22 protein-coding genes are annotated in these 21,746 nt (G+C 65.1%); 12 read left to right on the top strand and 10 right to left on the bottom strand.

Annotated features, from left to right (window positions below):
* Window positions 1–166 precede the first annotated feature (166 nt).
* Entirely contained in the window at window positions 167–1,048 is an 882-nt protein-coding gene (locus tag VGN46_RS15015; RefSeq protein ID WP_331644604.1) for a phytanoyl-CoA dioxygenase family protein, read from the top strand.
* Here VGN46_RS15015 and VGN46_RS15010 read toward each other — a convergent pair.
* The 3 genes from VGN46_RS15010 to VGN46_RS15000 are packed head-to-tail and all read right to left on the bottom strand — an operon-like array spanning window position 1,042 to window position 3,556.
* Window positions 1,042–1,752 carry a TIGR02117 family protein gene (locus VGN46_RS15010; protein WP_331644602.1) on the bottom strand — a complete coding sequence of 237 codons (711 nt, stop codon included), beginning with the start codon at window positions 1,750–1,752 and terminating at the stop codon, window positions 1,042–1,044. The genes VGN46_RS15015 and VGN46_RS15010 overlap by 7 nt on opposite strands.
* Before the next feature lie 53 nt (window positions 1,753–1,805).
* Entirely contained in the window at window positions 1,806–2,660 is an 855-nt protein-coding gene (locus VGN46_RS15005) for an alpha/beta hydrolase (protein WP_331644600.1), read from the bottom strand.
* 41 nt (window positions 2,661–2,701) lie between these two features.
* Window positions 2,702–3,556 (bottom strand): alpha/beta hydrolase, encoded by an 855-nt coding sequence (locus VGN46_RS15000; RefSeq protein ID WP_331644598.1) that lies wholly within the window; start codon window positions 3,554–3,556, stop codon window positions 2,702–2,704.
* Window positions 3,557–3,644: 88 nt separating this feature from the next.
* Between VGN46_RS15000 and VGN46_RS14995 the strand changes: the two genes are divergently transcribed.
* From VGN46_RS14995 to VGN46_RS14985, 3 genes are all read left to right on the top strand, one after another.
* The gene (locus VGN46_RS14995; protein WP_331644596.1) at window positions 3,645–4,406 is read left to right on the top strand and encodes a hypothetical protein; all 762 of its coding nucleotides are present in this window, start codon (window positions 3,645–3,647) and stop codon (window positions 4,404–4,406) included.
* An 84-nt stretch (window positions 4,407–4,490) separates the two neighbouring features.
* On the top strand, window positions 4,491–5,315 hold the full coding sequence (gene prmC, locus VGN46_RS14990) for a peptide chain release factor N(5)-glutamine methyltransferase (protein WP_331644594.1): 825 nt from the start codon (window positions 4,491–4,493) through the stop codon (window positions 5,313–5,315).
* Window positions 5,316–5,352: 37 nt separating this feature from the next.
* Complete coding sequence (locus VGN46_RS14985; RefSeq protein WP_331644592.1) at window positions 5,353–5,661, top strand: hypothetical protein; 309 nt, start codon at window positions 5,353–5,355, stop codon at window positions 5,659–5,661.
* Window positions 5,662–5,686: 25 nt separating this feature from the next.
* Here the strand turns inward: VGN46_RS14985 and dxs are convergent, their stop codons facing one another.
* Both dxs and VGN46_RS14975 read right to left on the bottom strand, forming a co-directional pair.
* A complete protein-coding gene (gene dxs, locus VGN46_RS14980; protein WP_331644590.1) occupies window positions 5,687–7,582 on the bottom strand; it encodes a 1-deoxy-D-xylulose-5-phosphate synthase in 1,896 nt (631 codons plus the stop codon).
* 77 nt (window positions 7,583–7,659) lie between these two features.
* Window positions 7,660–8,262, bottom strand: a complete 603-nt coding sequence (locus VGN46_RS14975; protein ID WP_331644588.1) for an HNH endonuclease — start codon at window positions 8,260–8,262, stop codon at window positions 7,660–7,662.
* 271 nt (window positions 8,263–8,533) lie between these two features.
* Between VGN46_RS14975 and VGN46_RS14970 the strand changes: the two genes are divergently transcribed.
* Window positions 8,534–9,295 (top strand): SapC family protein, encoded by a 762-nt coding sequence (locus VGN46_RS14970; protein WP_331644587.1) that lies wholly within the window; start codon window positions 8,534–8,536, stop codon window positions 9,293–9,295.
* 137 nt (window positions 9,296–9,432) lie between these two features.
* On the opposite strand, the gene VGN46_RS14965 is transcribed toward VGN46_RS14970, so the two are convergent.
* From VGN46_RS14965 to VGN46_RS14955, 3 genes are all read right to left on the bottom strand, one after another.
* Window positions 9,433–9,912, bottom strand: a complete 480-nt coding sequence (locus tag VGN46_RS14965) for a GNAT family N-acetyltransferase (protein WP_331644585.1) — start codon at window positions 9,910–9,912, stop codon at window positions 9,433–9,435.
* Window positions 9,913–10,077: 165 nt separating this feature from the next.
* Window positions 10,078–11,856, bottom strand: a complete 1,779-nt coding sequence (locus VGN46_RS14960; protein ID WP_331644583.1) for an acyl-CoA dehydrogenase C-terminal domain-containing protein — start codon at window positions 11,854–11,856, stop codon at window positions 10,078–10,080.
* A gap of 33 nt (window positions 11,857–11,889) precedes the next feature.
* Window positions 11,890–12,381: a hypothetical protein gene (locus tag VGN46_RS14955; protein ID WP_331644581.1), complete on the bottom strand. Its 492-nt coding sequence runs from the start codon at window positions 12,379–12,381 to the stop codon at window positions 11,890–11,892.
* A 151-nt stretch (window positions 12,382–12,532) separates the two neighbouring features.
* Between VGN46_RS14955 and VGN46_RS14950 the strand changes: the two genes are divergently transcribed.
* Complete coding sequence (locus tag VGN46_RS14950; RefSeq protein WP_331644579.1) at window positions 12,533–13,012, top strand: SET domain-containing protein; 480 nt, start codon at window positions 12,533–12,535, stop codon at window positions 13,010–13,012.
* Between the two features lie 106 nt (window positions 13,013–13,118).
* On the opposite strand, the gene fusA is transcribed toward VGN46_RS14950, so the two are convergent.
* Complete coding sequence (fusA, locus tag VGN46_RS14945; protein ID WP_331644577.1) at window positions 13,119–15,158, bottom strand: elongation factor G; 2,040 nt, start codon at window positions 15,156–15,158, stop codon at window positions 13,119–13,121.
* 192 nt (window positions 15,159–15,350) lie between these two features.
* Between fusA and VGN46_RS14940 the strand changes: the two genes are divergently transcribed.
* Both VGN46_RS14940 and VGN46_RS14935 read left to right on the top strand, forming a co-directional pair.
* Window positions 15,351–16,349 carry a hypothetical protein gene (locus tag VGN46_RS14940; protein ID WP_331644575.1) on the top strand — a complete coding sequence of 333 codons (999 nt, stop codon included), beginning with the start codon at window positions 15,351–15,353 and terminating at the stop codon, window positions 16,347–16,349.
* Window positions 16,350–16,435: 86 nt separating this feature from the next.
* Window positions 16,436–18,367 carry a hypothetical protein gene (locus VGN46_RS14935; protein ID WP_331644573.1) on the top strand — a complete coding sequence of 644 codons (1,932 nt, stop codon included), beginning with the start codon at window positions 16,436–16,438 and terminating at the stop codon, window positions 18,365–18,367.
* Between the two features lie 37 nt (window positions 18,368–18,404).
* On the opposite strand, the gene VGN46_RS14930 is transcribed toward VGN46_RS14935, so the two are convergent.
* On the bottom strand, window positions 18,405–18,884 hold the full coding sequence (locus VGN46_RS14930) for an RDD family protein (RefSeq protein WP_331644571.1): 480 nt from the start codon (window positions 18,882–18,884) through the stop codon (window positions 18,405–18,407).
* 153 nt (window positions 18,885–19,037) lie between these two features.
* On the opposite strand from VGN46_RS14930, the gene VGN46_RS14925 reads away from it, so the two are divergent.
* The 4 genes from VGN46_RS14925 to VGN46_RS14910 all read left to right on the top strand — a co-directional run.
* Window positions 19,038–19,448, top strand: a complete 411-nt coding sequence (locus VGN46_RS14925; protein WP_331644569.1) for a hypothetical protein — start codon at window positions 19,038–19,040, stop codon at window positions 19,446–19,448.
* Window positions 19,449–19,489: 41 nt separating this feature from the next.
* Window positions 19,490–20,401, top strand: a complete 912-nt coding sequence (xerD, locus tag VGN46_RS14920; RefSeq protein ID WP_331644567.1) for a site-specific tyrosine recombinase XerD — start codon at window positions 19,490–19,492, stop codon at window positions 20,399–20,401.
* A 93-nt stretch (window positions 20,402–20,494) separates the two neighbouring features.
* On the top strand, window positions 20,495–21,247 hold the full coding sequence (locus tag VGN46_RS14915; protein WP_331644565.1) for a DsbC family protein: 753 nt from the start codon (window positions 20,495–20,497) through the stop codon (window positions 21,245–21,247).
* Between the two features lie 158 nt (window positions 21,248–21,405).
* Window positions 21,406–21,746: hypothetical protein (locus VGN46_RS14910; protein ID WP_331644563.1), on the top strand; the 341-nt coding region annotated here is incomplete at its 3' end.

The raw sequence follows: 21,746 nt of genomic DNA, 5'->3' as shown, positions 1-21,746 counted from the left end.
GCCAGGCTCCTGTAGGAGCGCGCTTGCGCGCGATCCACCCCGCGACCACGCCAGTAGCCCCGATACTGCCCATGCTGCAGCGCAATTTGCAAGCGCTTGCAAAACGGCCTAGCGTAGAGCCTGACCACGCCCCCATCGCCGCCGCTCGCGGCCGGAGACCTCATCCATGAACGCCGTTCGCCAGCCTGCCGTCGCCCCTCTGGTTTTCACCGAGGCCAACCTCGACACGGATGCCATCGTCCGCGAGCTACTGGAAGGCAAGGGCGCGGTCACATTACGCGGCCTGTTCACGAACGAAGAAATCGCCGAAGCCCGCGCCATCGTCATGCGCGAATCCAGCGGCGACGATCGTGGGGCCAAGGTCACCCACTTCCAGGGCGACGCGGAGAAAGCAGGGCGGATCAACCTGCAACGCCGCGTGTGGAACCTGCTGGCCAAGGGCGATATCTTCTCGCGCATGGCGGCGCATCCCGCGATCATGCAGGTGATGCGCGCCTTCCTCGGCAGCGAATTCATCATGGGCTCGATCGCCGCTAACCGGATCCTGCCGGGCGGTCCGGGGCAGGAGCCGCACATCGATTACCCCTACTGGGATTTCCATTCACCCGAGACCCACCCGACCCGGATCAACGCATCCTTTCCGTTGAATGGCCAGGTCACGATCATGCTGGACCCGTTCACCGACGAAACGGGCGCCACGGCGTATGTCCCTGGCAGCCAGCGCGAACTGCGCTACCCGGACGAAGGCGACGGCTTTTTCGACCGCTGCGAGCGCATGCTCGGCGAAGCAGGTGACACCGTCGTGTTCTTCGGTGCCGTATGGCATTGCGCCATGCCCAACCGCAGCACCATCGACCGCTCCGCGATCATCACGCAGTATCTGCCGAAGTTCATCAAACCGATGGAAGACCTGCCCGCCGCACTTCCCGAAGCCTTCGTGAAGGCTGCAAGCGCGGATATCAAACAGCTGCTGGGACTTAACTACCCCTACCCGGAAGTACTGGATGCCGCGCGCGGGGGCAACGCCGAAGGTCGCAAGCGCTACTGATCCGGCTGCAATGCCTTGTCGACCTGGTGGAACAGCGGTTTATCGAAAGGTGACCAGGCTGCCGTGCGTACTCCGCTCACACTGAGTGCATCGCGCGTCCACTGATTGCAGGTGACAAATAAGCTGTAGTGGCCATTGCCTTCGTAGAACGCATCGTCGTCGCTATAGGCATGGCCTGGGATCCACGCGGCGTTTCCCTTCGTATCCACCGATGTGCTGGCATGAATGTAGGCAACCAGGCGCACGTACTGTTCTCGGGTCAACATGAGGCGGCGCGCCTGAACACCTTCCGCGGGCGGCGGGCCGTATTCCACGTGCATGGCGGTCCGGTCCAGCCCGCTTAGCGCATAGGCGGCGGTGGATGGTTTGAGGTCACCCCACGTCGGTACCTCAAGGAAGAAGGTGCGGTCTCCCCAGCCTATGTAGGCGACATCGCCGTTGAGTGGTTCGTGCGGCGCGCGCGCGTGCACGGGCGGAAATAGTCGCGTCCAATCCATGGAGAGGTCCCGCGCCGGGAGCGCGAACCCGGCATGTACGCCGTTGGTGGTCAGCCATACGACGACGCCATCCGCTGGTGGCTTCCAATGGCGATTCACCGGTACGAGTCCGAGTACGAACGCCAGTAGCAGATAAATCGCCGGAAGGGCGATCACGCCAGACAATACGAAAGCGAACCAGCGAAGCGGTCGAGGAAGGCGTTTCATAGCACCGGCACGTAGGGCTCGTCACAAATCTACCGTACCCGTCGGCGCCGACGCTACTTCGCACCTCGGCGGGGAGCAGCGATGAAGGCCGAGATATCGTCAAGCACGGGCGCCTTGTCCTTCGATGGCCCCAGCGCGAACAGGATGCTCATATGGGTGACGCCGGGGTAGATCTTCAGCGTCACCGGCTCACCCCGTGCTCCGTAATGCCGGGCCAGCGACTGGGCATTGGAAGGCCTTACCGTCGTATCGGAACCGCCTTGCAGCAGTAGGGCAGGCGGCTCGTCGCCATCCACGAAGTTCACGGGTTGCGAACGGGCCTGTGTCTCCGGCGTGCTGCCGAACATGTCGATGAATTTTGCTCGCTTCAGCGGCAGGAAGTCATACGGGCCCGCGAGGCCAATGAAGCCAGCAAGCTCGCGCGGCTGCATGTCCACCGGCTTCAGCCATCGGCTGTCCGTGGCGAGCAGCGAAGCGATATGTGCCCCCGCCGAATGCCCCATGACGAAAAGGCGCGAAGGATCGCCACCGAAGCGGGCCACGTTACTTTTGGTCCAAGCGACCGCATGTGCCGCATCCTCCATGAACCCATCCAGCTTCGCCTTCGGCCAGGTGCGGTAATCCGGGATCACCACCACGATGCCGCGGGAAGCTAGCGATTCGCCGACCCACCGGTACCACTGACGCTTCCCGCTGCTCCAACTGCCGCCGTAGAAGAACACCACGACAGGCGCGTGCGCAGCGTTCTTCGGCGTGTAGACGTCGAGCGATAGGGCGCCATCGAAAGGGATGCCCTGGTGCGCGACGGTATCGCCCACCGGCTGGCGGGCATTCACGGCGCCGAACAAGACGGACTGGCACCCGGCTAGGAGCAGGGTAGCGAGCGAGGTAATCAGGAGTCGGGTCATACCCAACGTTTACGTACCGGGCGTGAAAAGGGATGCAGCGTTCAGTGCCCGGGGTGGCGACGGATGAACTCGAGCGTATCTGCCAGCGCCGGCGCGCGGTGCTTCATGGGCCCGAAGGTAAGCAGCAGGCCTTCGTGTCCCACATCCGGGTAGAGGCGCAGCTCCGCAGGCTCGCCAGCGGCCTCATAACGTGCCGCCATGGACACGGCCTCTGACGGATACACCTCGGTATCCTTTTCACCCTGGAGGAGCAGCGCGGGCGGCTCATCGCCATCCACGAAGTTCACCGGCTGCGAGGCGGCTTGCTCGGCCGGGGTATTGCCGAACATGCCCACATAGTCAGCGTCGTCATCGATCGGCAGGAAGTCGTATGTGCCAGCTATGCCAATCCAGCCTGCGAGGTCACGCGGCTGCATGCCGACCTTTTCCAGCCACTGTTTGTCGGTAGCGAGCATCGCCGCGACATGCCCGCCGGACGAGTGACCCATCAGGAACATATCTCCGGGCGAGCCGCCAAACTCGCCGACTTGGTCGTGCACCCAGCGCACGACGTTCGCCGCGTCGGTAAGGAAGCCCGCCATACCCACGGCAGGCCAAAGCCGGTAGTCCGGGATGACCGCGACAATGCCGTTCTTTGCCAGTGCTTCGCCCATCCAGCGGTTCCACTGGCGCTTGCCCTCCTGCCAGTCACCGCCGAAGAAGTAGACGACCACAGGTGCGTGGTGCGCATTCGGCGGTGCATACACATCCAGCACCAGGTGGTGGGAAGGGTCATAGACCAACCCCGGATGCGCCACCACGCCCTCGCCAGATTGCGTGGCGTTGAGGCCAGCAAAGAACGTGGCGTGGCAGGCCGTCAGGCAGAGCAGGGCGACGGCGAGGATGAAAGGGCGCATCGGCCCATTGTAGGGGCGGCTTCCGTTGACGGCATCGCAAGTTATTACCTATTGTCTCGCCGGTCCTTGGGGGAGACAGGAGAGCGACGTGTCGGGACGATTCGTGCCGTGGGGCTTGTGTATGAGGTGGTCGTGCCGCGCGGTGGCTTTCGCCTTCGCCGCGATCGCGTGTGCCACGCCGGCAAAGGAGCCTAACGGGGCCGACACGTCGGGCACGTGGTACTGGCGCAGCCTGGAGTCGGCGACCAATCGTTGGCACACGGCGCAGGGCGATGGGACGCTTTCATGGCACGGTGCCAGGTTTGACCTGGACCTCCGCGATGGCGCGTCAGGCACCCTCGCTTACCATCTGACGGGTACGCGTTCGGGCAAGCGACTTATCGCGACGGCCGTGGCTCCTGACACCGATCGTCAGGACATTCCCTTGGTCGGCGATATCGAAGGCGATCGCGCGCCGGATTCAACGAATCGCCAGACGATCGTGTTCCGCGGCCCCTATACCGTGCTTGCACTGACGCGCGATAACAGCGCCAAAACGGGTGGTGATGGCGCGTGTCGAGATCCTCGCTTCGACTCCCTCGTGGCCAGGGGCGCGCGCTCCACGCTGGCGACCCGGGAATTCGCCTTGCCAGCGGATGCCTGGAAGCTGGGCGATAACGCTGCGTGTGGCACGGTGATTTTCAGGGTGGGCGCGGAGGGTCGTGCCGAGAACCCACGCGTCGTGGAGAGCTACCCGGAAGAAGCCGCGGCTAAAGCCGCGCTTGAAACGATCCGGGCATTTCGATTTCAGGTGCCCGGGCAAACCGAGCTTGCCCTTCGTTTTCGCATTTATCACCCAGCCACAGAGTAGCGTTGACGGCCGCGCTGCGGACTCAATCGAATAAGCATTCACGGAGACCCATCGAAGTGCAGTACTGAGCGATAGAATGCGCCCATGACCGATATCCGCACGATCCTGCGCACCGCCAGCCACGCCCTGGGCGATCGCCTCGAGGCTGAGCTGCTCCTGGCGCATACCCTTGGCGTGAACCGGGCCTGGTTCTTCGCCCACGCGGATGACGCTCTCCCGGCACCGGACGAAACGCGTTTTGCGGAGTTCGTTGCGCGTCGGGTGAAAGGGGAGCCGGTTGCCTACATCACCGGCCGTCGCGACTTCTGGTCGCTTCCGCTGGAAGTGACGCCCGCGACGCTAATCCCGCGTCCGGAAACCGAGTTGCTGGTTGAGCTGGCACTGGCACGGCTACCCGAGGGCGGACGCCTGCTCGACCTGGGTACAGGCAGCGGAGCCATCGCCCTCGCCATCGCCAAGGAGCGCCCGGATGCCACGGTGCATGCGCTGGACGCCAGCGAAGCGGCACTCGTGGTGGCGCAGCGCAACGCACGCTCGCTTGGCCTGCGCGTCAGCTTCTTCCATGGCGACTGGTTCGCGCCCGTGGCTGGCGAACGCTACGACATCGTGGTGAGCAATCCGCCCTATATTGAAGATACGGACGAACACCTGTCGCTGGGCGACCTGCGTTTCGAGCCAAAGGGCGCTCTTTCATCCGGTGCAGACGGTATGGACGACATTCGCCGAATCGTCACCGCCGCACCAGCCCACCTGTACGAGCAGGGTTGGCTGCTTTTTGAGCACGGTTGGAACCAGGGCGAAGCGTCGCGGGCGTGCTTTGACGTCAATCTGTGGACGAGCATTACGACCACGCCTGACCTTGAGAGTCGGGAGAGGGTGACGGGTGCACGGCGAAGGTCTAATCCCTGAACTTCGGTATTCCGGTTTCTAACCGCAACGATCCAGGTTGGATAGCGCCGTGGGGAAATTAAAAGACCTTCTGGAAGATAACAGTGTGTCCGTGATGGAACGCGCGGGCTCGATTCTTATGGATGACGCTAACCTTATGAAGGCGTTAGCGATCGTCCGCCGATACAACATCATGCCGCTAGGTTTGGAAGGCTTTCACCTGGATGGCGAACGGCTAACGCCAATCATGGAAATGATTGTGGACACCGCTGGCGCACAAAGCGTGCATGAGGCTGTCGATTTCATTCAACATGCTGTGACATCGCAAGGCGACAAGACCCTGCTCTACGAACTCATCGTGGCATAGCCGAAACCCATCGGCGTACGCCGACTCAGCCCGCGCTAGCCACCGGAGTCGCCGCATACTGCGGGAATCGCCCACGAATCGCCGCGCGGATCTGCGGGAGATCCAGCCCCGCCATCGTCAGCACTTCCTCGCGGCTGCCATGCTCGAGGTATTCGTCGGGCAGGCCGAGGTGGAAGATGGGCACGGTGACGCCCTTCGATGCGAGGAACTCGGCAACGCCCGCGCCAGCACCGCCAGCGACCGCGTTGTCTTCGATGGTGACAAAGGCTTCGTGCGTGCGCGCCATCTCGAGAATGAGTTCCTCATCCAGCGGCTTCACGAAACGCATGTTCACCAACGTCGCATCGACCTCGGCGGCGATCACGGCGGCCGGTGCGAGCATGGTGCCGAACGAAAGAATCGCCAGGCCGTGGTGCCCACGACGACGCACTTCGCCCTTGCCGATCGGCAGCGTGTCCAGCCCTTCGGCAATCTTCGCCCCCGGACCGGTGCCGCGCGGATAGCGAATAGCGGCGGGGCCGTTGTAGGCGTAACCCGTGCTCAGCATCATCCGGCATTCGTTTTCATCGGCCGGCGCCATCACCACCATGTTCGGCAGGATGCGCAGGAACGACATGTCGAAGCTGCCGCAATGTGTGGCGCCATCGGGGCCGACGACACCCGCGCGATCGATCGCGTAGGTGACGTCGAGGTTCTGCAGGGCCACGTCGTGGATGGCCTGGTCGTAGGCGCGCTGCAGGAAGGTCGAGTAAATCGCGACGACCGGCTTTGCCCCTTCGACCGCCATGCCGGCGGCAAGCGTCACCGCGTGCTGCTCGGCGATCGCCACGTCGAAGTAACGCTGCGGGTATTCCTTCGAGAAACGCACCAGGCCTGAGCCCTCGCGCATGGCGGGGGTGATGCCGAGCAGGCGTTCATCGGCGGCGGCCTGGTCGCATAGCCAGTCGCTGAAGATGTCGGTGTAGGTCGGCTTGGCCGGCGCGCCCTTTTTCACCACGCCAGCGACCGGATCGAACGGACCCACGGCGTGATATTCGATCTGCGCCTTTTCGGCAGGCTCGTAACCCTTGCCCTTGGTCGTCATGACATGGAGCAGCTGCGGACCCGGCAAGTCCTTGACCAGTTCAAGGGCCTGGACGAGCTGGCCGATGTTGTGGCCATCGATCGGGCCGGTGTAGTGGAAGCCCAGTTCCTCGAATAGCGTGGAGGGTACGAACATGCCCTTGGCATGTTCCTCCCAGCGCTTGAAGAAGCGGCCGAAGAAGGATTCGCGTGGCATGGCCTTCTTGGCCCGCTCGCGCCAGAGGTTGAGCGTGCGGCTGGACATGGCGCGAGCGGCCATCTTGGTCATGGCGCCCACGTTTTCGCTGATCGACATGCCGTTGTCGTTGAGGATCACCAGCATGTTCGGCTCGACATCGCCACCGTGGTTCATGGCCTCGAACGCCATGCCCGCGGTGAACGCGCCATCGCCGATCACGGCCACGACCTTGCGGTGATCGCCGCGGCGCTGCAGGGCGATCGCCATGCCCAGCGCGGCGGAGATCGAGGTGGAGGAGTGGCCGACGCCAAAGGTGTCGTACTCGCTCTCGTCGCGGCGCGGGAAGGGGGCCAGGCCGTCCTTCTTCTTGATCGTGGTGATCCGGTCGCGGCGGCCGGTCAGGATCTTGTGCGGGTAGCACTGGTGGCCCACATCCCAGACCAGGCGGTCTTTCGGCGTTTCGAACACGTGGTGCAAGGCCACGGTGAGCTCGAGCACGCCCAGCCCCGAGCTGAAATGGCCGCCCGACGAGGCCACGGCCTCGATCAGGTAGCGGCGCAGCTCATCGGCGATAGCCGGCAATTCATCCGCCGGGAAGCGGCGGAGATCCTCCGGCGATTCGATCTGCGCCAGATAGGGGTAATGGGAGAGGTCGTTCATCCCCGTATTGTTCGCCCTAGGCGGGGCGGGGGCAAGGGACGGGGTGTGAATCCTTGCGGGCGAAACCCGGGCAAGGTTCAGGCGGGGCGGCGATCCCGGGGCAGGTGGCTGACCAGGAACTCCATCTGGTCGGCCAGGATATTGCGGTTGGAAAGGATCAGGTGTTCGACCCAGCTGGGCCGGTAGGGCACGGCCAGCAGGGGCATGTGGGCCTGCTGCGGGGTCCGGTTGCTCTTGCGCAGGTTGCAGGCCAGACAGGCGCTAACCACGTTCTCCCACTCGTCGGCTCCCTTCTTGGAGAGGGGGACGACGTGGTCTCGGGTGAGCTCGTGGCGGGTGTACTGGTGGCCGCAATACAGGCAGATGTGCCGGTCGCGGGCGAAAAGGGCGGTATTGGTCAGGGCCGGGGCCGGGTCGATCGCGTGGTCGCGGCAGTGGCCGGTGCTGGCCACGATCGGGTGAAGCTCGAGGCTGCTGCGCACGCCGGAGGCCCGGCTGATGCCGCCGCGGACCGTGACGCAGGGATCGCCCAGGGTCCAGGCCACCACCCCGCGCACGTACAGGCAAACCGCGTCCTGCCAGCTGATCCAGTCGAGGATGCGCCCCGAGGCGTCGAGCGAAAGGACCCGGGTGGCGTGCAATGCCGCCACCTTGGGGAGGTCCTCTTGAAGCACTTCCATCGTCATCTAGTCTCGTCCTTCACCTACGCGAAAGAGCGTTCCAGCAAGCCGAACTCCGTGCGGGCCAGGTGCACCGGCCCAGGCCCGCAAGGGGCGTTGACCCGAGCATACCCCACAATTACGACAGAAAAGCATTGCTCCGGTACGGTTCTTGCGGGGCTTTTCCTGTCACCCGCCGCTGATATAGTGGGCGTTCGATTGTGAGCCCGCGGGGTTTGGAAGGGGGGCCGGGGTGGCTTCCCAGGCCTTGCGGGTCCTAGAGGGAATGAAAGTGGCAGAAGTGCTTTTCTACGAGCGTCCGGTTGCGCTCAACCGTACCGCCCACCGCGACCTTCGCCTGAAGGCCGTGAATAACATCCATTTCGCCGCGAAGGCGCACTCCGTGCCGCTTACCGGCGTCGAGTTCGCCCCGGCCGCGCGCGATTTCCCGATCCTGTTCGCTGGCAACAGCATCGAGGACGCGGGCCCGATGGCGCTACTCGGCCTGCGCCAGGGTGAAAACCTGCTGGTCGGCCAGAACGGCTTCTGGGAAACCGGCCTCTACATCCCGGCGTTCGTCCGCCGCTACCCGTTCGTGCTGGCCGAGAAGCCGGCCGGCGCCGAGGGCGACGATTTCACCGTGTTCCTCGATGAGGCTTACGAAGGCTTCAACGAAACCGAAGGCGAGCGCCTCTTCAATGAAGATGGCACCGATGCCCCGGCCCTGACCAATGCCGTGAACTTCCTGGGCGAGTTCCAGGACCACGTCGCCCGCACCCAGTGGTTCATGGGCAAGCTGCGCGAGCATGACCTGCTCGAGCCGCGCACCATCACCCTGCAGAAGGAAGGCCGCGGCATCAACCTCAACGGCCTGTTCGTGATCAACGAAGAGAAGCTGCGCAAGCTGGACGACAAGGTCGCCGGTGAGTTCCTGCGCGAAGGCGCCTTCGGCTGGATCTACGCACACCTGGTGTCGCTGGCCAACATCGACCGCATGGCGGCTCGCCTCGACTCGCGCGAGACCGTGGAAGATGGCGCGAAGGCTAACGCCTGATACGCCAGCGCACGTCGCGAAATGAAAGGCCGCCCACCGGGCGGCCTTTTTTTTGCTCGTGTAGGAGCGCGCTGTTAGCGATGGGTCTTGCCGCAAGCACCCATCCATCGCGCGCAAGCGCGCTCCTACAGGTGCTGTTAGCGAACGGGGCGGGCCATGCGCACCAGGTCGGTGTCGAAGCCGTGTTTTACATAGAGATCGCGGGCGCGTTCGTTGCCGGGGAACACCGCCAGGGTGACGAACTGGCAGCGGTGTTCCTTCGCCCACGTATACGCGTGGTCGAGCAGGAACTTGCCGGCACCGGAGCCTTCGAACTTCTCATGCACCGCGATATCGGAGATATGGCAATTCTCCCGGTGGGTGAAGAAGTCCTTGGTCTTCTGCAGGCGGATGAAGCCCACCGCATGGCCGTCGTCGTTTTCCGCGACGAAGATGTAGCTGTTGGAAGGCTGCTCGTCGAGGTGCTTCACCAGGTCGGTCTCGATGCCTTTCAGGCAATCGGACTTGGTGCGGCCATTGGGCAGCGGGAAGTGGATGAACCGGTGGACCAGGCCAAGGATAAATTCATCATCGTCGCTTTCCGCGAGACGAATCAGGAACGCCGCTGGGTCGCTCATCGTGTAGGGAACCGTGGTTGGCTTGGGAGGTCCGGGCTCGTTCAGTTCTACACCTGAACCGGGGCCGGGAAAAGCCCCATCGCCTCGCTACCTGTAGGAGCGCGCTTGCGCGCGATGGTTGCTTGCCATAAGACCCATCGCGCGCAAGCGCGCTCCTACAAGGGGTTAGAGGATCTCGGGCAGGGTCGCCACGCCGGCGTCGATCGCCGCCTTGTGCAGGTGGATGCGCGGCAGGATGCGGGCGAAGTAGAAATTCGCCGTATCGCGTTTGGCCTGCTTGCCGTCGGCGTTCAACAGGCTGCTGCCCTCGGCCGCCAGCACGCTGCGGGCCAGGAAGTAGGCCAGGGTGATGTACCCGGAGTAGTACAGGTAATCGACCGCGGCCGCGCCCAGTTCTTCCGGGTTGGCCTGGGCCTTGCCAGCAATCTCCAGGGTGAGATCGCCCCAGGCCTTGGCGGCGGTGGCGAGCGGCAGGATGTATCCCTTCACCGCGGCGTCGCCCGCGTTGGCCTGGCAGAACGCGGAGATCTCGCCGAGGAACAGTTTCAGGCCCGCGCCCTGCAACTGGACGATCTTGCGGCCGAGCAGGTCCAGCGCCTGGATCTGCGTGGTGCCTTCGTAAAGGGTGATGATGCGGGCATCGCGGACGAACTGTTCCATGCCGTGCTCGGCGATGAAACCGTGGCCGCCGAAGATCTGCAGGGCCTCCTTTGTGCACTCCTGCGCGGCTTCGGTGAGCAGGCCCTTGGCGATCGGGATCAGGAAGGAGAGCAGCTCGCCAGCCTGTTTGCGCGCCTGCGGATCCGCATCGCGCGATTCGATATCGCTCTGCAGCGCGGCGTAGGCCGCCAGCACACGGCCGCCTTCGACAAAGGCGCGCTGGGTGAGCAGCATGCGGCGCACATCGGGGTGCACGGTCAACGGATCGGCCGGCTTTTCCGGCAACTGCGGGCCAGAAAGCGCGCGCATCTGCAGGCGTTCGCGGGCGTAGTTCAGGCTGTTTTGCAGGGCGCGCTCGGAGACGGCGAGACCCTGGATGCCCACGGCGAGGCGCGCTGCGTTCATCATGGTGAACATCGCCATCAAGCCTTTATGCTCCGGCCCGATCAACCAGCCCTGCGCGCCATCGAAGTTCATGACGCAGGTGGCCGAACCCTTGATGCCCATCTTGTGCTCGATCGCGCCCGCGGCGGCGCCGTTGCGCTCACCCAGCGAACCATCGGCGTTCACCTTGAACTTCGGCACCACCAGCATGGAGATGCCACGGCTGCCTGCTGGCGCGCCCGGCAGGCGGGCAAGCACCAGGTGGATGATGTTCTCGGCGAAATCATGTTCACCGGCGCTGATGAAAATCTTGGTGCCCGTCACACGGTAGCTACCGTCACCATTGGGTTCGGCACGGGTCTTCAGCAAACCGAGATCCGAGCCTGCCTGGGGTTCGGTGAGACACATGGTGCCGGTCCAGCGGCCCTCCACCAGCGGCTTGAGGAAGGTCTCCTGCTGTTCCTTGGTGCCATGGTGCTCGAGCGCATCGGTCGCGCCGTGCGAGAGCAGCGGGTAGATGCCCCAGGCCAGGTTGGCCGAATCGATCATCTCCTTGACCAGTGCGCCGAGCACGGCCGGCAAGGCCTGGCCGCCGAAATTCTCGTGCGCGGTAAGGCCTGCCCAGCCGCCTTCAGCGTACTGGCGGTAGGCTTCCTTGAAGCCTTTCGGCGTGGTCACGGAGGCGGTGGCCTTGTCATACACGCAGCCCTCGGCATCGCCGGAGGCGTTCAGCGGCGCAAGTACCTGCTCGTTGAAGCGGGCCGCCTCGTCCAGCACGGCATCGAACAGTTCGCGGTTGTGGCCTTCGCCACCTTCGAGGCGGCCCAGGATGGCTTCGGCGCCGAGCACATCGTAAAGCGCAAAACGCATGTCATTGAGCGGGGCTTTGTAGATCGTCATGGTGGATCCTGGCGAATGCGGCTGGGGATGGGGTCAGGGCGAGCGGTAGGTATCGGGGATGCCAGGCACCGGCGATAGCCAGCTCTTGCCGTGTACGGGGTAGGTGCTCGGCTTGTCTTCTTTTTCAGGGGTGCCGGTGACACGCCCCTCGATCGCATAGGGCAGGGCGCCCGCGCTGCCCTTGGTGGCGAGCTCGGCGAGGGCTTTCGCCATTTCGGGGGTAGGCAGGATGTCGACGCGGGTTACGTCGGCGGCAAACGAGGGAATGTCCTGGCTGATGTTCGCATCGAGCAGCACGCCGCCCAACTGGCCGACCTGCAAGGTGCCCTGGAAGCGGTCGAACGACATGCCGCCGTAGCTGTTGTTACGCACGCGCAAGGTCAGGTGCCAGGCGCCACCGGGCTTCGCCGTGACTTCCTGCAACGTCACCGCGGGCGGAAAGACGCTCTTCTTGGCGGGGCCGCAGGCGGCCAGGAGGGTAAGGCCGGCAAGCGCGGCCACACGGACAATCGTTAAGCGTCGCATCAAGGTCATTCCCTGGGTATCGGGTGTCGAACACTCGTTCGATGGTAGCGCCGGGCGGCCTGCGTGCGCGAGACGGCGTTTGAAACGCGGTTCCCAAGCGGAGGCCGAGCAGGCATCATCCGGGTTTGCCTTCCATGACGATTATTCTTTTATGACCCGACGCATAGTCGCGCGCCGCTCCCCCATCCACGGCAACGGTGTGTTCGCCGTCGCCCCCATCAAGGCAGGCGAAGACGTCGTCGAATACAAGGGCGATCGCATCACCCACGCGCAGGCTGACAAGAAGTACGGCGATGGTGGTGAAACCGGCCATACCTTCCTGTTCACGCTGAACGATACCTGGATCGTCGACGGCAACAGCCACGGCAATACGGCGCGCTGGATCAATTATGGCTGCGACCCGAACTGCCAGGCAGTGATCGTCGAAGACGTGCCGGGAAAGGATTCGAAGACCGACAAGGTGATGATCGAGGCCATTCGCGATATCGCCCCGGGTGAAGAACTCACCTACGACTACGGCATCACGCTCGACATGCCGCACACCGCACGCCTGAAGAAGATCTGGGCCTGCCGTTGCGGCTCGCCCAAGTGCATCGGCACCATGCTGAAGCCCAAGCGCAAAGCCGCCTGATCTCCTGTAGGAGCGCGCTTGTGCGCGATGGGTGCTCGCCGCAAACCCCATCGCGCGCAAGCGCGCTCCTACAGAAATCCGACTTGTCCGGCCGGGTGGTGCTGGTCTAGTCCTCTTCGGCCTTAGGCTTCCAGACCTCGACCAGTTTCTTCTGCACGCCGGGCGGAACCGTGTCGTAGTGGCTGAAGTCCATCGCGTAGCGGCCCTGGCCACCCGTCATCGCTTTTAGCTGGGTGGGGAAGTCCGCCAGTTCAGCCAGCGGCACCCGCGCCCGGATCAGTGTCTCCCCGCCGCGCAAGGTCTCCGTGCCCATGATCTGCGCACGCCGTGAGGCAAGTCCACCGGTCACATCGCCGACCGCCGGGTTGGGGATCGAGACTTCCAGGTCGACGACCGGCTCCAGCACGACGGGCCGAGCTCGCGATACCGCATCCAGGAACGCCTTGCGGCCCGCGCTGATAAAAGCCACCTCCTTCGAATCGACCGGATGGTGCTTGCCGTCGTACACACTGACGCGCACATCCTGCATCGGGTAGCCCGCCACCGCGCCCGTATCCATCGCCTGGCGGATGCCTTTCTCGATCGCCGGCATGAACTGGTTCGGGATCGTGCCGCCCTTGGTTTCATCGACGAAGACAAAGCCAGTCCCGCGATCCAGCGGTTCCACGCGCAGGAATACTTCGCCGAACTGGCCAGCCCCGCCGGTCTGCTTCTTGTGCCGGTGATGGCCATCGGATTTGCCGCCGATAGTTTCACGGTAGGCGATGCGCGGTGGGTGGGTCAGCACTTCCACGTCGTAGCGGGTCTTCATCCGCTCCAGCATCAGCTTCAGGTGCAGGTCGGAAAGCCCGCGGATCACGGTCTGGTTGACCTCCGCATGGTGCTCCACGACGAAGCACGGGTCTTCTTCTGCCAGGCGGGCGAGCGCGTTGGCCAGCTTCTGTTCCTGGCCCTTGTGCGCCGGCTCCACGGCCAGGCCGAACATGGGTGAGGGGAACGGGCAGGGCTGCAGGTGGATGCGGCCTGCATCGGCGGCATCGTGCAGCACGGCATCGAAATGGATGTCGTCCACTTTCGCCACCGCGACGATATCGCCCGGCAACGCCTCATCCACTTCCACGTGATCCTTGCCTTTCAGGCGGAACAGGTGGGCCACCTTGAATGGCTTGCGCCCGTCATCCACCAGCAGCTGCGAATCCTTGCGCACCGTGCCTTGCCACACGCGAAACACGCCGAGTTTGCCGACGAAGGGATCATTGACGATCTTGAACACATCGGCGACCACGTGTTTACCTGCGTCGGCCGCGATATCGAAGTGGATGCCCTGGTCATCCTGGAATGGCGGTGGATTGGCCTCGCTGGGGCAGGGCAGGATGCGTTCGATCAGTTCGAGCAGCTCATTCACGCCAACGCCATCGCGCGCGCTGGTGAAGACGATGGGTACGAGGTGACCATCACGCAGACAGTGCTCGAGCGCATCATGCAGCTCAGCGGCGGTGAGGGACTCCTCGCCTTTGTCGAGATAATGCTCCATCACCGCATCGTCGATCTCGACCACCTGGTCGATCAGTTGCTGGTGCGCGTCGCCGGGTGAGGAGAAGTCACTTTCGCCCGCTTTCTGGAAGAAGGCGTCACGCACGGCGTGCCCCTGTGACGCGGGCAGGTTCACCGGCAGGCATTCGCTGCCGAACTCCGTGCGCAGGTCGTCGACCAGGGCGGCCAGGTCTACGCCTTCCGCGTCAATGCGATTGACGATCAGCAGGCGCGCCAGGCCGCGCTCCTTCGCGTGCGCCATCATGCTGCGCGTGCCGTGTTCGATGCCGTTCGCGGCGTTGACCACGATCGCGACGGTATCGGTCGCGGCAAGCGCCGCCAGCGCCGGCCCGCGGAAATCCGCGTAGCCCGGGGTATCGACGAGGTGTATTCGAAAACCGTTGCGCTCGATCGAGGCGATCGACGCATCGATGGAATGGCCCCGTGCGCGTTCCATGGGGTCGTTATCTGAAACGGTACTGCCCTTTTCCACGCTGCCCATGCTGTTGAGCGCGCCGCCGGCGTGGAGCATGGCTTCAAACAAGGTGGTCTTGCCGGCCCCGGCATGGCCGGCAAGTGACAGACTGCGGATGCGTTCCGTGGATGGCGACACGATGCGACCCTCCGTTAAGGATGGCGGTCCCCCCGTCCTTCCAAGCCTTCTCCGATCGGGGCGAGGAATCAAGGGGGGGTGGGAATCTTCTTTCGGGGGTGGTGTCTGTAGGCGCAGGCTTAAGGTGCGGTCATCCAGCCGCGCTAAGCTGTATGGCTTTCTCCATGGCCCGGACCGGGAACCCCCTCTAGCGTGCAATACCCAGGCAAGGCGCCCCCGCCCTACGTTGATTCGCACCGGCTTCCGCCGGAGGCGACGCGCCGCCATGGGTTGCACCCGATCGACCCGGCCACGATCACGGCCTTGCGCGCCATTCGCTACCGTAAGCCACCGCGCGACCGTGTACGCGCCACGCTGGGGATCGCGGGCACGCTGATCCTGCATATCCTCATCATCCTGCTGGTGAAGTACGAGATGCAGCCGCGCCCGCTGATCGGGTATGCGCGGCCGGACGACAAGGACGATGTGCTTGAGGTCCGCTTCATCGAGCCCGCCGCCCCCCCGCCGCCGCAGGCCAACGTGCCGCCTCCGCCGCCGGTCAGCGAGCCGCCACCGAAGGTGCGCTCGCCCGAGGCCACACGGCCGGAGCCGCCGAAGCCGAAGGAGCCGCCGAAGGACGCGACGCCTGCCGAAAACGAGGTTCCGCCCGCTGCGGCACCCGCGCCACAACTGTTCGGCAAGGATGGCCAGGTCCACCTTGCACAGCCCACGGCCGCGCCAGCGACGACACAGGCTGATTTCGTGGCACGTAAACCCACCGACTCGGCGGGCGTTATGACTCGCAAGGGCTCGGTGACCTACACGGAAACCCGCTTTGAAAAGGACTGGGCACCGCGCGACGAAAACGTGCTCAATGGCGGCATCCGCAAGGCGATGGAAGCCACGACGCTGAAGAAGCAAGTCAACGTCGGTGGCACGCGGATCAACTGCGCCACGGTGTTCTTCGTGCTGCCCGTGGGCTGCCGTGGCGAGGATCCGCCGAAGCCGCCGCCGAAGTCCGCCGACGGGCGCCTGAACATGGCGCCATCGCATCCGCTTGCCGATGGCCCCGATGTGGTCCCGCCGCCGAGCGAGGCCGAATGCATCGCCGCCTTCCGCGCCGACAAACCGTTGCCGCAAGGTTGCCCGAGCGATGTGCCGTTGAAGGCCATCGATCTCGAAAAAGCCGAGCAGGATCGCCGCAGTAAGTAGGAGCCCGCCCTGTGGGCGACGCCGTTCGCCGGGAAGCCTGAGCTCGTGATTGTGCGGCGCACGCGCAGCATGGACACTACCGCCCAATGCCTACCCATTACACACCGGACAGCGAGCCCGAGGCCGCCGAGCCGTCGTTGCCCATGTCGCCGCGCGAAGCGGCGATGCACGCGCTCGTCTATCGCCGCCAGCTGCGCCAGAAGCCGAGCCCGAGCGCGCGGCGTATTGCCGGTTGGGTCGGTACGCTGCTTATCCACCTGCTGTTCCTGTTTGGCATGATCCTGGGCCCGGCGTACGACATCCTGCCGCCGCCCCCGGAACCCGATAACCCCGAAGCGCTACAGGTCCGGCTGATCGATAAGCCACCCGCGCCGGTGCCGCCCGTGCGCGGCACGCCTTCGAAGGCGCCGGTGGCGAAGGCAAAGCGAACGACCAGCAAGGCGGTGGCCAGCCGTGCCTCGCGTGGATCGCACGCGGCTGCCGTGGCATCGGCAGACAAGGCGTTGCCGGCGATCGCGGTACCCGTCGCGCCACCGCCGCAGGTCAAGCCGGATGTGAAGCTCACCGCGCCGCCGCCGAGCGTGCAGGCCGTGGCAGAGAAGCCGCTGGTCCAGCCCACCGCGCCGCCCCCGCAACCCGATCTGCAGAAGGTGCCGTTGCCCACCCCGGCACCGCCGGACCTGGCCGTCGATACGCCCAAGCCTCAGGTCGTGCCACCGCGCTTCCAGCCGGAACCGGTGCGCAAGGCACAAGCCGAGGGCACGACGGCGATGCCTCCACCCGCATCGCTGTCGCTGCCGCCGATCCCGGCATCGCAGCCAGCGGTCACGCCGACACCGCCACAGATCACGGCGGAGAAGACGACGCCGGTGCCGACCACGTCGATGACGCTGGCGAGCGTGCCGCGTCCAGAAGTGCAGGAATCGTCCGCCCCGCCGACGCCGCAGGACACGCCGCTGCCCGCGATCGCGCAGGAACCGACCGCACCGCCCGCGCCACAGGTCACGGCCGATATGCCTCGCCCGGTGCCACCCAAGGTCGCGGTGGAAACCGTGCGCGCCCCGGCCGTGCAGGCGGAAGCGGAACTCGAGGCCGTGCCTTTGCCGGATGCCACGGCCAGGCCGAGCCTCTCCGCCCCCGTCGCTGACGTCGCGCGGCCCAGCGTGCAGGCACCGGCCGTCACCCCGGGCGATATCGCCGCGGGCGAAGCCACGGCGCAAGCACAGAACGAGCAGGGCAGGGCCACCAGCGACACCAGCGCAGCGGCGAAGGAAGGCGCCTCAGGTGCGCCTTCGGCCGCGGGCGACACCACGGCCGCGAATGCGGGAACCAACACACCGGGCGCCACCGCTGATACGGGCAAGCCCGGTGCGGCGAAGGGCGTTGACGAAGGTGAGCGGGTGACCGGCGCGAACGGCACATCGCAGCGTGCCGACGGCGTGGAAGGCGGGCAGGGCGACAAGACGGGTCAGGTAGGCGCGTACGTGGAGCTGAAACCGCGTGGCAATGTCACGCCACAGAATGGCGCGCATGTGCACATCGATTACAAAGCCACGCGCTTTGACGGCGCATGGACCCCGAAGGGCGAAAGCTCGGTCGATACGGCCCTGCGCCACGGTGTGGAAGCGACCACGGTGAAGTTCACCGTTCCGCTGCCGCGCGGCGTGCGGATCAACTGCACGGCGGGCCCGGGTAGCTCCGGCGGCGCGATGAAACAGGCGATTTCGCTATTCACCCTGGGCTGTGGCGGCGATCCGCCGCCGAAGCCTTCAGAGCCCGACAAGCTGGTGAAGAACCAGACCCTGGCCTCGAAACCGCTGGCCGACAACCTGCCGCCTGCGAACGCAAGCACGGTCGCCGCTGCAGGCCAGCCGCTCGACAACACCGCGTTCTGCACCACCGCCCGCGTCGCAGGCGGCCCACTACCGCCCGGCTGTGAGCCCACGATCAAAATCAACGTACAGGCCGCGCCCCAAGCCAACGGTTCATGGGTCCCCGCGAGCGACCAGTTCAAATAAGAAACCCCCTGTAGGAGCGCGCTTGCGCGCGACGCCCTCAGCGAATCTCCGTCCCCGCCGCCATGTCATGCAGCCCCCGCCGCCGCGCATCGAACAGACTCGGCAGCAAAATCACCGCCCAACCCGCCAGCGGCGCCAAAAGCGCCACCCGCAACGACGTCACGCTGTAAAGCATCAGCAGCAGCACTGGCAAACCAGCAACCACGAGCCGGATAAGGCCGCGCTTCAAATCCACGGCACCGCCATCGCGCGCCACCACGCGGATCTTCCACGGCCGCATGCCCAGCGTCTGCCCGCCACGCATCCACGAAAACAGGAAATAGGCGCCGACGACGACGCCTTGCAGCGGCTGGTACCACCACGCAACCACGTGGCCCTTGTCATCGGCCACATGCCCCCCGGTCACCATCTGCGCGATAAGCCCGACCACCATCACGATGGCGACCACAGCCAGCGCGTCATAAACAATCGCCGCAAAACGGCGCCAGGCAGGGGCGGGTAGGGGCATCGTACTCATGCGGGCTCGCAGTGTGGTCTCGCCGCATTATGGGGTATTCGCGGCCGAACAACGGGTTGCGTTGCAGCGTGCCGCAATTCGCTGACGATTTCCCGCGACGTCCTGTGCGCGTCGGCATACGCTGCGAATCAACGTCGATCGAGGAGGCAGTCCATGGCACTGGAGCTAAGCACTACGCGTTCGCGGGTTAAGCCGTCACCCGTCACGGTCAAGAGTCCGCTCTGCGACCTTATCGCGGCACTCGCGGACACAGAAAACGCCTTTGGTGAGTTCCGCTTGTTCCGCGATGCGGCCGATGAACGCGTGAGCATGTTGTTGCCGGGCCTTCCCAAGGAGCTGGTCGATGCGGTGAAGAGCAGCATGGCGGCTATGGATGAAGCGGCCGAGCGCCTGCAGAAGGTGGCGGTGGTGGCACGCAGGGGGAAACTCGCGCAGCCGGAGGCCGACAAGCTTTCCGCCGCGCTTGAGTTCCAGGTGGCTTACGTGTGGGCGGCATTCGTCACCAGCGTGGATGAGTACCTTGCCGTGGATGGCGGCGCCACGCGACGGGCCGCCAGCACCTAGCGTATTTGGATGCGCTGGTTTGGCCATGCGACCATCGGCGCATGGCAGATACGACTGAACTCCCCGCCGAAGATGCGCGCCTGATCGATCGCTTCATCGAGCGCGTGTGGTCGGAAGATGGCCTCGCCGATCGCACGCTCGAGGCGTACCGGCGCGACCTGGCGCAGCTTTCCCGCTGGCTGGAAACACGCGGCCATGGCCTTGCGACGGCCACGCGCGAGGATCTTTCCGCCTACCACGGCAGCCAGCCGGTCTCCGTGCCCAGCATGGCGCGTCGCCAATCGGCGTTCCGCCGCTTCTACGCGCACCTGGCGCGCGACGAAGGCCAGCGCGAAGACCCGACACTGCTGATGCAACGGCCGAAGATGCCGCGCGGGCTGCCCAAGGCCTTGGCTGAACGCGAGATCGAGGCGCTGATCGTCGCGCCTGACACGGGTACGCCCCTGGGCCTGCGTGACCGCGCCATGCTCGAATTGATGTACTCCTCAGGCCTGCGCGTATCGGAATTGGTCGACCTGCCGCTCGCCGGGCTGAATACCCGCCAGGGCGTGCTGCGGGTCACCGGCAAGGGCGGCAAGGATCGCCTCGTGCCCGTCGGCGAAGAGGCTCTGAACCACGTCGAGCGCTACATGGCCGAGGCCCGGCCCCTGCTGGCCAAAGGCCATGGCCAGCCGCTCGCGCTATTCCTGTCCAACCGCGGCAGTGCCATGAGCCGCCAGCAGTTCTGGACCCTGGTGAAGCGCTACGCCATGCAGGTCGGTATCCCGGGCAAGCGCGTCTCACCGCATGTGCTACGGCACTCCTTCGCTACCCATTTGCTCAACCATGGCGCGGACCTGCGCGCCTTGCAGATGTTGCTCGGGCATAGTGCGCTGAGCACCACCCAGATCTATACCCTGGTGGCGAAGGAAGGCCTGAAGCGCCTTCACGCGCAGCATCACCCCCGCGGATAACCGGCCGTGCCACAATCGGGGGAACCGTTCGCGCGCCACGCGTTCCAAGGCAGGGCTCGCGGAATCCCCCGGTACCCCATGGAGCCTTACCCGATGTTCAAGAGAATCCTCCCGGCCCTCCTCGCCGGCGTGTTTGCCATGACCGCCGCTGCCGCCGATGACACCAAGGCCGTGCGCGCCGCCGTCGAAGGCCTTGGCCCCGGTATCAAGGTCGATAGCATCCAGCCGTCGCCGATGCCCGGCTTCTATCAGGTGGTGGCCTCGGGCCGCATGGTTTACGTCACGGCCGATGGTCGTTACATGCTCAATGGCAACCTCATCGACCTGAAGAGCCAGACGGATCTCTCCGCCGCCAGCTGGGCGGCGACGCGCAAGGCCGAATTGGCCAAGGTGCCGGCCTCGCAACGCCTGATCTACTCGCCGGCGAACCCCAAGCACACCGTTACCGTGTTCACCGACGTGGATTGCGGCTTCTGCCGCCAGCTGCACGCGCATATCGATGAGTTCAACAAGCAGGGCATCGCGGTGGAATATGTGTTCTGGCCGCGCGAGGGCATCAAGACCACCGGTGGCAATGACACCCCGTCGTATACCAAGGCTGTGTCGGTCTGGTGCGCGTCGGATCGCAAGAACGCGTTCAATGAGGCGATGAAGGGCGGCTCGGTGAAGGCGGCCAGCTGCACCAATCCGGTGAAAGACGAGTTCGAGCTGGGCGAGCGCCTGGGCGTGAACGGTACCCCGACCGTGGTGACGGAAAGCGGCGACGTGGTCGGCGGTTACCTGACCCCGGACCAGCTCCTCAAGGCGGTGAACGCCCCGGCGGGTACGGTGGGCAAGGGCGGCTGAGGTTGTCGTACGCCCGATCGCGCGCAAGCGCGCTCCTACCACAGCGGCCCGGTAGGAGCGCGCTTGCGCGCGATCAGGCCGGCCTCACGCCCCACCCGGATGCTGTCCCGCAACATCATGTAGAATAGGCGTTTTCCTCCAGCGCCTATTCCCCCCGCATGATCGCACTCGACGGGCAGAGCGCCCTCTCGCCGTTTCGCCTTGAACGCCTGAATGCCCGCCTCGATGCCCTGCATCGCGGCACGCGTGTGCAGGCCTGCTGGTTCATCTACCTGCTGGATGCCGACCGCGTGCCCGAAGGTGCGCTGCGTCAGCGTCTGCTGGCGGTGCTCGAAGCGAAGGATGCCGCGCCCGAGCCGGCAAGCCTGTGGGTAGTGCCGCGGCTAGGCACGATTTCGCCGTGGTCGAGCAAGGCGACCGACATCCTGCATGGCGCCGGCTTCGATGTGCGCCGGGTCGAGCGTGGACTGGCCTGGCAGGTGGCGGGCCTGCCTGCGGT

The sequence above is a fragment of the Luteibacter sp. genome (genome assembly GCF_036500425.1).
GTDB lineage: Bacteria > Pseudomonadota > Gammaproteobacteria > Xanthomonadales > Rhodanobacteraceae > Luteibacter.
This window is presented reverse-complemented; position numbering and strand designations above follow the sequence as displayed.